This is a genomic window from Blautia schinkii (assembly GCF_013304825.1).
GTDB lineage: Bacteria > Bacillota > Clostridia > Lachnospirales > Lachnospiraceae > Blautia_A > Blautia_A schinkii_B.
The window spans coordinates 70,990-85,026 of the sequence record NZ_JAAWUO010000008.1 but is presented as its reverse complement, the minus strand read 5'-3'; the positions used below and the strand labels follow the sequence as shown (position 1 = coordinate 85,026).

Below are 14,037 nucleotides of genomic sequence, written 5' to 3'. Positions count from 1 at the left end.
TGGGGAAGAGGAGGAGCAGTGCAGCGAATGAGCTTTTGTGCTTGCACACAAGCGAACGATACGGAACTTGCTCCGACGAGGTCTTGGCGGTTTGGCTTTTCGGACGGTCATTCAGTTGTCGCATTAAGCATATTTGTTTAATTCGTAATTTATTTTACTAAACATATTTGCTATTGTCAAGTGGTTGCAAAGAAAATATTAAACATTTTTGTTTCGGTTTTTCTTGACTTCCACTAAACATTTCTGCTATACTTATTTCACTAAATATAAAAGGAGCGTATCATTATGGCTATCAGCGAAAGAATACATTTTTTCAGACTAATGCGTGGTATGACACAAAAGTATCTCGGTACAGCAATCGGTTTTCCAGAAAAGAGTGCTGATGTGCGTTTGGCACAGTACGAAACTGGTACACGCAAACCGAAAGCAGACCTTACAAATGCATTGGCACAGGTGCTTGATGTTTCTCCACAGGCTCTTGATGTTCCTGACATAGACAGCTATATCGGTCTTATGCACACTCTGTTTACCCTTGAAGATATTTACGGTCTTACTGTCAGTGAAGCAGACGGAGAGGTATGCTTAAAGGTCAACAAGGACAAAGGCAGAGAAGCATATGAACTCCTCAAAATGCTGTATGCTTGGAAAGAACAGGCAGACAAGCTATCTTCCGAAGAAATCAACAGAGAAGAATACGATAACTGGCGTTACCATTATCCAGAGTTCGACACCACACAGCGTTGGGCAAAAGTTCCATCACAGGAATTAAGTGACGCTCTCGTGGAAGCATTCAAAGACCACTTGAAAGATAAATAAGCACCTACAGGACCTGCCACTGGCAGCTCCCTACAGATGCTTTGGCAACGACAAAAAAGCCCTTAACTATGGTTATTAACCACAGCTAAGGGCTTAGTTTATAATATGGAATTTGTTCAGAGCCAAGCTCCGAACTTTAGTCTGCAAGCCACCTGTTAATTGTTCCGTTACCCATAAACCACTGGATAACAAGAATAATGGCACTTGCTATGACTGTTATCAATTTGTTATCAAAAGACTAATCGAAATCGCTGAAACCCGCATAAACACTGGCTTTTTTAAGCAACTCGATTTATTCAAACTCAATCGTTCCAGGCGGCTTACTAGTAAGATCATAGAATACGCGGTTTACACCCTTAACCTCATTAATAATGCGGTTCATCACCTTATTAAGTACTGCATAAGGAATCTCAGCAGACTCCGCAGTCATGAAGTCAATGGTCTTAACGGCGCGAAGCGCCACTGCATAATCATATGTTCTGAAGTCTCCCATTACACCTACGCTTCGCATATTTGTAAGGGCTGCAAAGTACTGGTTCGGCATCCAGGACGGTTCTTCTCCGTGTTCTTTTTTGTAGTCGGCGGCTGCATTGTCGACTTCTTCACGGTAGATGTAGTCTGCATCCTGTACGATGCGTACTTTTTCCTCGGTGACTTCACCGATGATACGGATTCCAAGTCCCGGGCCCGGGAATGGCTGACGGAATACCAGTCTTTCCGGAATTCCAAGCTCAAGGCCGGCTTTACGGACCTCATCTTTAAACAGGTCACGAAGCGGCTCAATGATTTCTTTGAAATCAACGAAATCCGGAAGGCCTCCTACGTTGTGGTGGGATTTGATCACTGCGGATTCTCCACCGAGACCGCTCTCTACAACGTCCGGATAAATGGTTCCCTGTGCAAGGAAATCTACAGCACCGATCTTCTTGGCTTCCTCCTCGAAGATACGGATAAATTCCTCACCAATGATCTTACGCTTCGCTTCAGGCTCTGTAACACCGGCAAGCTTATCGTAATATCTCTGCTGTGCGTTCACGCGGATAAAGTTCAGATCAAACTGACCATTCGGTCCGAATACACCTTCAACCTCATCACCTTCATCCTTACGAAGAAGGCCATGATCTACAAATACGCAAGTAAGCTGCTTACCGATCGCTCTGGAAAGAAGTCCTGCTGCCACGGAGGAATCTACACCACCTGACAGGGCAAGGAGAACTTTTCCATCACCGACTTTCTCGCGGATCTCTTTGATCGTATGTTCAACAAAGGCATCCATCTTCCAGTCTCCGGCACATTCGCAGACACCAAGCACGAAGTTGGACAGCATTGTCTTTCCTTCTACTGTGTGCAGTACCTCCGGATGGAACTGGATCGCATACAGTTTCTTCTCTTCATTCTGTGCAGTTGCTACCGGACAGTCTGCAGTATGTGCAGCGATCTCAAATCCCGGTGCAGTCTGGGAAATATAGTCTGTATGGCTCATCCAGCAGATTGTTTTGTCGGATACATTTTTGAAGATCCTGGAATCTTTCTTATCGATGAGAAGCTCTGTCTTACCGTATTCGCTGACATCTGCCTTCTCAACTTTTCCGCCAAGGACATGCATCATAAGCTGTGCTCCATAGCAAAGTCCAAGTACCGGAATACCAAGCTCAAATAATTCCTTCTGGTAAGTCGGTGAATCTGCCTCATAGCAGCTGTTTGGTCCGCCGGTAAGGATGATTCCCTTAGGATTCATCGCTTTAATCTTCTCAAGATCTGTCTTGTAAGAATAAATTTCGCAATATACATTACATTCTCTGACACGTCTTGCAACCAGCTGATTGTACTGACCGCCAAAATCAATGACAATAACTAATTCTCTTTTCAAGGCTTTCCTCCTGTTATTTATAACATCTTTAGAATCTGTTACTCATTATAAATGAGTACATGCACTTTTACAATGCTAATTTTATCTCCCGCCGGACTTTTTATTTTCCGGAAAAATTTTTCACTGCTTTTTCTGCCTGCTCATCCCAGTAAGCGCAGTCATTTCTTCCAATTATCTCCGATGTAAACGGAGTACCGTCATTCTTCTTATAATGTCTGGTCGCCCGGAAAACATATTTCGCACCGACATAAACGATCGGTACGTTGAAAAATACGATCAGAATATTTCCAAGATCAGAAAATGCCCAGAGATTTCCAAGCTCCAGTCCTGCGATATTACAGAGAATACCAAATGCGGCAACAAAAAGACCGATACAGCGTACAAAATTAATACATATCTTATCCTTGCGGATACGGTTTGCTGCGATTTCCGAAAAGCTGATCATTCCAAGCAGACAGGTAAATGCAAACAGGCAGAAACATAAGGTTACAAGAAATGTAACGATCCCGTTCATTGCAGTTCCCGGAGTCAGCACAGCAATGGACTCCGTATATTTGGGAAGTTTGTCAAGAGCCTGCCAGGTTTCCGCATCTGCTCCCGTCCAGCAATGTGCCATAACTACCACAAATCCGGTAAGCGTACAGATCACAATAGTATCAAGAAAAACTCCCAGAGAAGCGATCACGCCCTGCTCGCATGGATGCTTTGCGTCAGCTGCTGCCGCTGACATGGTGATCGTTCCCTGACCAGCCTCATTGGACATCAAACCTCGTTTTACGCCCTGTGCAAGAACTGTTCCAAAAACACCTCCAAAAAATGCATCCGGCTTAAAGGATCCTGCAAACACGCTTCCGAAGAAATACGGAATACGGGTAAAATTCAATATGATAAGAAGTAACACTACTACCATATAGAGCACTGCCATCACCGGCACCATCATATCTGTCCATCTGGATACTTTTTTGATTCCGCCAAATGCGATAGCTGCTGTGAGAATTACGATCAGCGTACCTACTATATAATAGAAGGCTGATCCGCTTGGGATGGTTTTTCCGGTTACGATCTCTGCCATGCGTCCTACTGATGAAACAACGTTAAAGCCCTGTGCCGGCAGACAGCAAAGCGCATACAGAATATACAATACCGAAAGAAAAACACCGATCCATACCTTATTTCCAAGAAGCTTTCTCCCATAAAAAGGAAGACCTCCTACGAACTCATCGTCCTTCTTCTCCTTGAAAATCTGAGCAAGGACACCCTCCATGTATGCAACTGCCATCCCGAAAAACGCAGATATCCACATCCAGAACAGGGCCCCCGGTCCACCCACTGCAATAGCACCTGTTACGCCCAGGATATTTCCCGGTCCTACACGCATAGCTGAACTCAGGAAAAACGATGCAAGCGGCGAAATTCCTGTTTCCACAACACGTTTCTCCGTCATGGTCCTGATTCCTTTTTTAAAGTAAGTCACCTGCATAAAACCGATCCTGAAACTGAAAAAAATCCCGGACCCAAGAAGTAATATGATCGCAAAGGATATATTTCCCAGAATCGGGATACTGCTGTACCAATCAAAATTCGTGGGGAACTCCCACAGAAAATCAGACAGTGGACCGATAAAGCTGAACACTCCATTGATCGCCTCAAATACTCTCTCCATAGCCATCTCCTCCCTTTTCCTCTGAATACCTCAGAATTGAACCATCTTTCCGAATATTGCATTTTCCGCTGGACATAAAATATAGATATATTCATTTATATCCCTCCGAAAAATTTCCGCATCTGTTCATATGACGTTGTGTACCACATCCATCATCGTTCATTTCCCCTCCGGATTTTTATGCTATGATTTATTATACCGCATCGGCTTAGAAAAGTCTTATTTATTTTCACTATTTTTGTACAAATTTCAGAATTTTCCATCCTTACAAGCCCCCACCAACTGCTATTGCTTTTCGCACCCCCTCAGGTAACTTACTTGATTCGGTTAAATTACAGATTCGTCGCAACAAACACAGAGAGATTTTATAAGATTTTATAAGACTTTATAAGATATTTAGATTTTCCTCACAGATTTTTAAAACGCTTCTCACAGTTCCATCACATTTTGACGGTATATTATTAAACAAATAAAGCACATAGCTTTTTCATCTTATAGATCATTACTTATTTTTCTTTTCATACTCTGCCGGGTCCCTTCCAAGACCCGGCCCTCCTTTTTTTCTGAGGTACTTTTCCCAAACAAGAATCCATCAACTTTATAACATCTTTTAACATCTTTTTATCAACTCTCATATGTCTTTCTGATCTTATCCAAATACTCTGTCTGTCAGAATGGCGTTGTGACGTATTTTCTTCTCTTGGAACTCACTGACAAATTCACATAGAATTTTTATCAAGCGTTCTGCCTGCGGTTCAGACAGATATTTTGAAACATAGACACTTTCAACCAAAAGCTGAATGTATGTATAATCATAATGTCTCTGCTGCATACAGAATCCCTTTTGGTGCTTATCGAAAATGATATTTTTCAAGCTGTCATCTTCTTCAATCATTTCTTCTGCTTCTTCCATTAGAATTTCTTCCTCAAAAGCAAAGATCGCCTTATTTATTTCGTCAATGTCTCTGTAAATGCCTCTTCGTTCTGCTTCAATGCCGTAAATATCAGCCATTGCAGAACAAATATCTTCACCAGTAATTACGTGATTTTCGTCTGTGTGCCTCATAAGATATTGATACACAAGAAATGGCTTCATCTTTTGGTTTCTCTTTTTCCCACGTCCCGAACCTTCAAATTCTTTTGTCATAATCTAACCTCAAACATTTTTCTTTTATTTAACCATTCCAAAAGCAAAGAAAAAAGAGTGGGCGCCCACTCTCATTCAATTTTTATATTTTCAATTCCATGTCTTAAAATAATATTTATCAATTCATTCCTTGAATAATTGCTGTCTGCGGCAAGTTGGTCTAAAGATGCTAAAATATCTTCCTTCAATCTGACTGTGATAACCATGCTGCCATCTTCGCCACGCTTTTTTATTATTAAAGGTTCGTTTTTCATATCGTATCACTCCTCAATCTGTATTTGATTATAGAGGGTTCAATGACTGTTTTATATATTACGAATAAATATCTATTTACAACACGATCAATTGTAAAAAAATGGACAGCATGATACTATTAAAGAAAAAGATTTAGGGAGGAAAATGAGTATGAAGAGATTAAAAAAACATCAATAATATTATTGATGTGCATGTTACTAAGTGTGATTGTAATGCCAGTTTCAGCAAGTGCGGCAAAGCTGAACAAAAAGAGTATTTCCCTTAATGTTGGAAAAACTTATACTTTGAAAGCAACAGGAACAAAGGGAAAAATTACTTGGACGAGCAGCAAAAAGAGCGTAGCAACCGTATCTTCAAAAGGCGTTGTAAAAGCTAAGAAAAAGGGAACTGCGGTAATTACTGCGAAATATAGAAAAAACAAAAAACTTACCTGCAAAGTTACTGTTAAGCAGCCAGTAAAAAGCATAAAGCTGAATAAAACATCAGCTACACTTAAAAAGGGAAGTTCTCTTACTTTAAAGTCAGCAGTAGCACCAAGCAGCGCTAACAATAAAGCAGTTACTTGGAGTTCAAGCAATAAAAAAGTAGCAACAGTATCTTCTAAAGGTGTTGTGAAAACTGTTGGAAATGGAACTGCCACAATTACAGTGAAAGCGAAAGATGGAAGTGGGAAGAAAGCAACTTGTAAAATTACGGTAGGAACAACGAATACACCATCTAATAACACTCCAACTCATACGTCTATTATTGGAGTAAAGCTGAATTTAGGTATGATAAATGTTGTCTATGGAAATCATGAATTACATACCAAAATTGATCTGACAGGAGACGGAAATGCAGATCAGCTTGATATCCAAGCCACAGGAACTGGATGGTCTGATAATAAATTTAATGGCACGTTATCAATATCTGTAAATGGAAAAAATGCACAGAAGTTTGCATTATTGAGTGATAATGTTTGTATTTCCTATATAGCATTAAAAAATAATATTCAGATAATACGAGTTCAAAGTGGTTATTCATATTCCGAAGATGATTTCTTTATTCAATATAATAAGGCAACTAATAAATTTCAAACAGTATTAAATGAAAAATTGGGTGGTTTTTCACATGCTTACACCACACTTGATGATATTGCATTTAATGGAAATAATACGATCAAAATAAAATACTTAATTCAACCATATCTTACAGGCGCAGTTAATGTGGAATATACTTATGTATATTCAAATGGTATATTTAAAAGAGCGTCTGATACAGTCGCTGCAACTTCTTTATATTATAAAGACAAGAGTAAATTAACCTCAGAGTATTATCAGGATGGTTACCAAAATTATTTTTATGACAACAAATTTGTAGCAATGAAAAATCTTGTTTTTTATAGTTCTCCAAGTGGGAAAAATAACTTTACTCTAAAAAAAGGTGCTGTTGCTACTTTAGAGGGATTTTGTTCAAAAGACAATAATAACTATATGATTTTCAAATACAATGGACAGAGAGGATATATCAAGTTAGGTGGCAATCAGAAAGATTCTTTTTACGGAGTTTCCAAAAGGATGGTAGGTTAGTAAAATTTAAGATTGCAAACTATGGAGGGAGCTTTTCGGCTCCCTTTTATAGTTGTAAGAATAATGTTAGGTCACTCAGACGAAAAGACAATATTAAAATACTATTGTTTTGACACGTATACAGAAATTGAAAAGATGAATCTTATGGAAAATGCTTTAAAGATATCTTGAATACACTGTATTCAAGATATCTTTAAAAGATGTTAGAAAGTTATTTGGAGATATGCACAAGAGCCCGCAAACCCGCATAAACACTGAGTTTTTCTACACAAAAAACACCGTCCCCGCAGCTCCATATCTGCAAAAACAGTGCCTTTAGTGCGTCTTCAGGGGTTCGAACCCTGGACACCCTGATTAAGAGTCAGGTGCTCTACCAACTGAGCTAAAGACGCTTATTTAATTGTTTGTCTTTCGTTTTTTGTTTCGTTCGTTCCTCAAGACATGTTGTATTATACGTTATGATTTGAAGAAAGTCAACACCTTTTTTTAATTTTTTTTATTTTTTTCTTTTTTATTTTTTATATCTTCATTTGATGCAATTTTATCCAGCATTTTTTCCATTTCCGACAACGAATTTCTGATATGGGCAGCCTGGCTGTTAATGCTGCGGCTTACCGTATGGAGATTCTGCTGCATGGATCTGAATTTTCTTTTTTTCAAAACTTATGGCCTCCTGCTTTGCGCAAATACCTTTCCAACATCACGGATATTTTATTATATGAAAATATCCTGATCTGTTTCCTGATATTTGCGCAAAGTATTTAAAGCGGACTCTTAGAAATCCACTTTTTTCCACCAGCGCCATACCAGCACCACCGCCAGCACTGCCGTAAGGAAATCCGAGATTGCCTGAGAAGCCAGAACGCCATGATACCCTGCCACCTTAAGAGCGATCATCAGTACAACCGCAAAGACCACTCCCTGTCTGCTCACTGATAACAGAAAAGCTCCCATAGCCTGTCCTGCAGACTGAAATGTACAGGTGCTGATCAGCACGATTCCCATACACAACATTCCCGCCAGCTGCAGCCGAAGCATCAGCGCGCCATTTTCCACAACGGAAGGATCGCTCATAAAGATCTTTACCATCTGCGGGGCAAAAAATCCAAGTACCGCCATCAGTACAAGTGCCATTCCTCCCTCAAGAAGATATGCAAACTTCAAAGTTGCTTTCAACCTTGTGCGGTTTCTCGCGCCGTAATTGTATCCGGTCAGCGGCTGTCCACCAAAGGCAAAACCAACCAGGACCAACGCAGCGATCATATTAATTTTCATAACGATTCCCATAGCTGCAACCTTATCGTCACCAAATCCCAGCAACGCTCGGTTTGTCAGCGCAATTCCGATGCTCTGCATCAGATTAGTAACAGAAGCCGGAATACCAATGGCAAAAACCGCTCCGATCTCCGACCTGGAAATGTGAAATCCCTTGGGATCCACAGAAAGATTTTTGCTCTTTTTAATAAGAAACCATACAAAGAAAATATCGGTACAAACATTTCCGATCACGGTCGCTGTAGCTGCGCCGGCCGCACCCCAGCCCAGTACAAAGATCATGATCGGATCCAGAATAATGTTTACAACTGCGCCAAGTACAGAACCAATCATCGAAGCCGTCGCAAATCCTTCTGTTCGTAACTGATTGGACGGTGTCAGCGAAACAATGATAAACGGCGCACCCAGTGCAATACAGGTATAATACTGTGACGCATACTCCCAGGTGGCCTCGCTTGCACCCAGAAGTCCCAATACCAGACTTCTGAAGATCATCAGTACAGCCGCAACTGCAACACCGCTGACGATCGCGCCATAAAAGCTGAATACGCTGATCCGCTTTGCGTCCTCGTATCTTTTTTCTCCAAAAAGCCTGGAAATAAAAGAACTGCCGCCAAGTCCAAAAATATCTCCCAGCGCGATCATCAGCGTAAAGATCGGCGATCCAAGGGCAACTCCCGCCACCAGATCCGTATTGCCGGTTCCTGCAATAAAATACGTATCCACCATATTATAAACAAGCGAGATAACCATACTGAACACAACCGGAAGTGCCAGCTTAAAATATGCCTTTGGTATAGGATACTTTTCAAAAATTTCTTCCTGCATCTTATTCCCTCTATTTCTGTCTGATCACCATTTTACAGATCGGATTTCCCATAGAAGAAAACTTCTCCTCATATTCCGTCATGACATTTCCCTTCACCAATTCCTCATCATGATGAAGATCAAAGGTACACACCTCCAGATTCCAATCGGAATCCCTAACCTCTTCCAGGGAAAACTCAAACAGACCACGGTTATCCGTCTTAAACTCTACAGTTCCTTCTTTTTTCAAAATCTTCTCATATCTTGCCAGAAATTCCCTGGACGTAAGTCTTCTCTTTGCATGACGCGCCTTCGGCCACGGATCCGAAAAATTCAGATAGATCCCATTAACCTCATCCTTCTCAAAAATCTCCGGCAGCAATCTTGCATCCACCCGGATAAAAACAAGATTGGAAAACTCCTCTCCTGCCGATTCCAGTTCCTCTCTCTTCTGCAGCGCCCGAAGAAGCACACTGTCATACATCTCAATTCCCACAAAATTTCTCTCCGGATGAAGTCTTGCCATATCCATCAGAAAACGCCCCTTCCCCATACCAACTTCCAGAAAAAGCGGTCTCTTCACTCCAAAAACCTCATCCCACTTTCCTTTAAACCTCTCCGGCTCATCAATTACCCACTCACAATCCAAAATAGCATCCTTAGCACCCGGAATATTTCGTAATCTCATAAACAACCTCCAATAATCTTTCCATAATAATGTCTCAATGATTCTTATCAAATAAAATCACACCGAACAGCTGCTTGTTGCTTTTTACAATCAAAGCAGAATTCGATCAAACAACATTCCAATACTCAACTATACATGCAATCCCCCTCCCACCGCAAGAAAAACTTAAAAAAATCCCAAAATCACCCAACAACGTCAAGCCTCAGACATCCTCAAACAATACCAGGCGACAGCGAAGCGCCTCGCCGTCCGTCCGCCACCACCTCGGCACAGCCTTCCCCCATCCAAAATCGCAGCATACAGGCACAAGTCAATACCCTTTCACTCACCACAACCAGGCACTCCTAAAAAAAGCCCGAGGGGTGTGCAGAGGGGCCGTGGCTTTACGGCCCCTTTGCGGTTTTCATTTTTTCCCAAAACTCAATTATCGTCTAATAAACAAATTTCTTTTTTTCGTCTCTTTTTGAACATATTTATTCAATAATTGCAAAAAATTTAACAATTTTTTAGTTGTTTTTACCATAAAAAAGGTGTATCATATAAAAATCAATTATAGACAATAAACAAAACAAGGAGGGCGCAATGGAACAAATCCTAAACAAGCTTTCGGAAATCGAAGCTACAGCCAATGCTATCATGCAGGACGCTGCGCGACAGAAACAAGCTCTCTCAGAAGAAGCCGAAAAACAGATCAAAGATTTCGATGTCTCCCTGGAAACAAAGACCAGCGCTGAAATCCGGAAGATCCGTGAAGATCTGGCCCGCGAGAAAGACGCCCGGATCACCCAGCTTCGTGCAGAGACAGAAGACCAGCTATCCAGGTTGGATTCCTACTACGAAGCCAACCACGAGACTCTTTCCAAAGAGCTGTTTCAGAAAATAACAGGAATTACCGAAACCTGAAGGGAAAGGAAGTGATTCAATGGGCACTGTCCTCTCATACAGCGGACTCTCTACCAAGATCCGTGCCATGCAAAGCAGGCTTGTGACAGATGAGCAGCTGGAAGAAATCGTTCAGCTTCCCAATGTCCCCCAGGTAACAGCCTACCTGAAACGAACCCCGGAATATCAGAATATCTGGTCTGGTCTCGATGAGAATGATCTGCATCGAGGGCAGATAGAGAAACTTCTGAAGAAATCTATCTTCCGGAATTTTTCAAGACTTTACCACTTTGCAAACCAGGAACAGCGGACGTTCCTGACTCTTTACTCGAAACGCTATGAGATCCGTGTCCTGAAAGAGATTATGACGAATCTCTTCGACCACAGAGATACTGACCCCGTAGATATTTCCCCTTACCGCGATTTTTTCAAACTGCATTCCAGACTGGATATTGACAGACTTGCAGCCTGCGCCAATATGGATGAATTTATCGCCGCACTAAAGGGAAATGATTTCTTCATTCCTCTGTCTCAGGTCAACGAACGGGGAAATGCCACGCTTTTTGACTTCGGCATGGCACTTGATCTTTCATATTTTTCACAGATCTGGAATATGCGGAAGAAACTTTTCAAGGGCAATGATCTGGCTCAGATCACGAAAGCCTACGGCGAAAAATTTGATATGCTGAACCTGCAGTTCATCCAGCGATCCAAACGCTGTTTTCGCATGGAACCAGCCGAAATCTATGCATTGCTGATTCCCATGAACTACAAGCTTCGTAAAGAAGAGATCACCGCGCTTGTGGAAGCTCCCACATACGAAGAAGCCCAGCGTATTTTTGCCGGAACCTACTATGGTAAGAAATATGAGCAGCTGACTGCAACCAACCTGGAGGAATTTTATAACTACATCCTCAGGAATGTGCTGGAACGGGAAGCACGCAAGGACCCTTACTCCGTAGCAGTCATTTATTCCTATTTATATCATAAAGAACATGAAGTCAACCGTCTGACCATTGCCCTTGAGTGCGTGCGCTATGGCGTGGATCCAGAACAATCCCTGCGTTATATACGCAACGGTTAATAACCAGGAGGTAGCAACGTGATTGAAAAAATGAATTTTCTGAGCATCACCGGTCCCAAAGCAGATATTGACCGGGTTGTAAACACCTACCTGTGCAAGTACGAAATCCATCTGGAAAACGCGCTCTCTGAACTGACCACAGTAGAAAGCCTGACACCTTTCCTTGAGGTCAATCCGTATAGAGATGCTCTTAATTCCATCAATACCATTTACGAAGAACTGAAAAGTCCTCCTGCTGCTTCCAACCGAAGCACTGGTATTGAAAAAGCACTTTCCACAGTGAAGGAGATCCGTGGACAATCGGAGCAACTCCAGCAGGAACAAACTGAATTAGAAGAAAAATGTTCCTCCCTGGAAGAATCCCTGCGGATCATACGTCCGTTCCGAAATATTGATTACGATATTTCCTCTATTCTGCACCTGAAATACATTCATTTTCATTTCGGACGTATTGAGAAACAGTATTACGAAAAATTCAAGAAATACATTTACGACAACCTGAACACCATCTTCCTGAAATGTGATGAAGATGACCAGTATGTCTGGGGAGTCTATTTTGTACCGAAGCATGAGGCTCACAAGATTGATGCGGCCTACTCTTCCATGCACTTTGAGAAGATCTTTGTACCGGATAATTACACCGGTACAGCCCAGCAGGCTTTTTCCAGCGTAAGCAAACAGTACGAGGATGCCTTGAAGCATCTGGAAGCCCAGAAGCAGAAACGCCAGCGTTTCCTCTCTGACAGAGCCGGAGATATTGTTTCTGCCAGAGATACACTACGTCAGTTTTCCAGAAACTTTGATGTCCGTAAGGCTGCTGCCTGCACCGGAAATCATGAGAATTTCTATATTCTCTGTGGCTGGATGACAGAAGCTGACACACGGGCTTTTCAGGCTGATATCGCATCAGATGAACGGATCTTCTGCCTGGTAGACGGCGAGGATACCACATCACCGGAACATGATCCAAACCATCAGCCGCCAACAAAGCTGAAGAACCCGAAGCTTTTCAAACCATTTGAAATGTATGTCAAGATGTACGGTCTTCCCGCTTATGGCGAGATGGACCCAACCTGGTTCGTTGCCATCACCTACTCCTTCATTTTCGGAGCCATGTTCGGTGATGCAGGACAGGGACTTCTGCTTTTTATCGGAGGTTTCCTTCTGTACAGGCTGAAGCATATCGACCTTGCCGGAATCATCAGCTGTGCCGGTGTTTTCTCAACCTTCTTCGGCCTGATGTTCGGCAGTATCTTTGGATTTGAAGATGTCATACCTGCTCTGTGGCTAAGACCTGTAGACAGTATGACGACCATACCTTTTATCGGAAAACTGAATACCGTATTTATTGTTGCCATCGGCTTTGGCATGGGAATCATCCTCCTGTGCATGATTTTCAACATCATCAATTCCCTTAAGATGCATGATGTTGAAAAAACCTGGTTCGACACCAACGCTGTGGCAGGACTTGTATTCTACGGATCTGCAGTACTTTGCATCGGACTTTTTGTTTCCGGTCATGCAGTTCCCGGCGGAGCTGTTCTTGCCATCATGTTCGGTGTTCCGCTGCTTCTGATCTTCTTCAAGGAGCCGCTTACCAACCTGGTTAAGAAAAAAGCCGAAGTTATGCCAAAAGAAAAGGGCATGTTTATCGTACAGGGTATCTTCGAACTGTTCGAGGTTATCCTGAGCTACTTTTCCAATACACTCTCCTTCGTGCGTATCGGTGCTTTTGCAGTCAGCCACGCAGCTATGATGGAGGTTGTGCTTATGCTTGCAGGCGCAGAGAACGGCAGTCCGAACTGGATCGTCATTATCCTCGGAAACCTTTTCGTATGCGCTATGGAGGGCCTGATCGTAGGTATCCAGGTACTCCGTCTGGAATATTACGAAATGTTCAGCCGTTTCTACAAAGGCAGCGGACGTAAATTCGAGCCGTTCTGCTCCAGGAATAAATAATAAAACGATTACCATTTAAGTTT

Annotated in this window: 12 protein-coding genes and 1 tRNA gene; 5 read left to right on the top strand and 8 right to left on the bottom strand. The window is 42.1% G+C overall.

Going from position 1 to position 14,037, the window contains the following annotated elements:
- Window positions 1-285 precede the first annotated feature (285 nt).
- Window positions 286-816, top strand: a complete 531-nt coding sequence (locus HFM85_RS07740) for a helix-turn-helix domain-containing protein (protein ID WP_009247529.1) — start codon at window positions 286-288, stop codon at window positions 814-816.
- 292 nt (window positions 817-1,108) lie between these two features.
- Here HFM85_RS07740 and guaA read toward each other — a convergent pair whose 3' ends face one another.
- From guaA to HFM85_RS07720, 4 genes are all read right to left on the bottom strand, one after another.
- The gene (guaA, locus tag HFM85_RS07735; protein WP_118368525.1) at window positions 1,109-2,686 is read right to left on the bottom strand and encodes a glutamine-hydrolyzing GMP synthase; all 1,578 of its coding nucleotides are present in this window, start codon (window positions 2,684-2,686) and stop codon (window positions 1,109-1,111) included.
- A 100-nt stretch (window positions 2,687-2,786) separates the two neighbouring features.
- On the bottom strand, window positions 2,787-4,349 hold the full coding sequence (locus HFM85_RS07730) for an alanine/glycine:cation symporter family protein (RefSeq protein WP_173737701.1): 1,563 nt from the start codon (window positions 4,347-4,349) through the stop codon (window positions 2,787-2,789).
- Window positions 4,350-4,998: 649 nt separating this feature from the next.
- Window positions 4,999-5,496 (bottom strand): hypothetical protein, encoded by a 498-nt coding sequence (locus tag HFM85_RS07725; protein WP_173737700.1) that lies wholly within the window; start codon window positions 5,494-5,496, stop codon window positions 4,999-5,001.
- Window positions 5,497-5,567: 71 nt separating this feature from the next.
- Entirely contained in the window at window positions 5,568-5,750 is a 183-nt protein-coding gene (locus HFM85_RS07720; protein ID WP_173737699.1) for a ribbon-helix-helix protein, CopG family, read from the bottom strand.
- Between the two features lie 213 nt (window positions 5,751-5,963).
- Between HFM85_RS07720 and HFM85_RS07715 the strand changes: the two genes are divergently transcribed.
- The gene (locus tag HFM85_RS07715; RefSeq protein WP_244092502.1) at window positions 5,964-7,319 is read left to right on the top strand and encodes an Ig-like domain-containing protein; all 1,356 of its coding nucleotides are present in this window, start codon (window positions 5,964-5,966) and stop codon (window positions 7,317-7,319) included.
- A 319-nt stretch (window positions 7,320-7,638) separates the two neighbouring features.
- Here HFM85_RS07715 and HFM85_RS07710 read toward each other — a convergent pair.
- From HFM85_RS07710 to trmB, 4 genes are all read right to left on the bottom strand, one after another.
- Window positions 7,639-7,711 (bottom strand) — tRNA-Lys (locus tag HFM85_RS07710).
- Window positions 7,712-7,805: 94 nt separating this feature from the next.
- A complete protein-coding gene (locus tag HFM85_RS07705) occupies window positions 7,806-7,979 on the bottom strand; it encodes a hypothetical protein (RefSeq protein WP_158526479.1) in 174 nt (57 codons plus the stop codon).
- 114 nt (window positions 7,980-8,093) lie between these two features.
- A complete protein-coding gene (locus HFM85_RS07700) occupies window positions 8,094-9,422 on the bottom strand; it encodes an MATE family efflux transporter (RefSeq protein ID WP_173737697.1) in 1,329 nt (442 codons plus the stop codon).
- A gap of 10 nt (window positions 9,423-9,432) precedes the next feature.
- Window positions 9,433-10,089 (bottom strand): tRNA (guanosine(46)-N7)-methyltransferase TrmB, encoded by a 657-nt coding sequence (gene trmB, locus HFM85_RS07695; protein ID WP_173737696.1) that lies wholly within the window; start codon window positions 10,087-10,089, stop codon window positions 9,433-9,435.
- Between the two features lie 582 nt (window positions 10,090-10,671).
- Between trmB and HFM85_RS07690 the strand changes: the two genes are divergently transcribed.
- Genes HFM85_RS07690 through HFM85_RS07680 form a run of 3 tightly spaced genes read left to right on the top strand, consistent with a single transcriptional unit; the run spans window position 10,672 to window position 14,014 of the window.
- Entirely contained in the window at window positions 10,672-10,992 is a 321-nt protein-coding gene (locus tag HFM85_RS07690) for a hypothetical protein (RefSeq protein ID WP_173737695.1), read from the top strand.
- Between the two features lie 19 nt (window positions 10,993-11,011).
- A complete protein-coding gene (locus tag HFM85_RS07685; protein ID WP_173737694.1) occupies window positions 11,012-12,055 on the top strand; it encodes a V0D/AC39 family V-type ATPase subunit in 1,044 nt (347 codons plus the stop codon).
- 18 nt (window positions 12,056-12,073) lie between these two features.
- Window positions 12,074-14,014, top strand: coding sequence for a V-type ATP synthase subunit I (locus tag HFM85_RS07680; protein ID WP_173737693.1), 1,941 nt, complete (start codon window positions 12,074-12,076; stop codon window positions 14,012-14,014).
- Window positions 14,015-14,037: the final 23 nt, after the last annotated feature.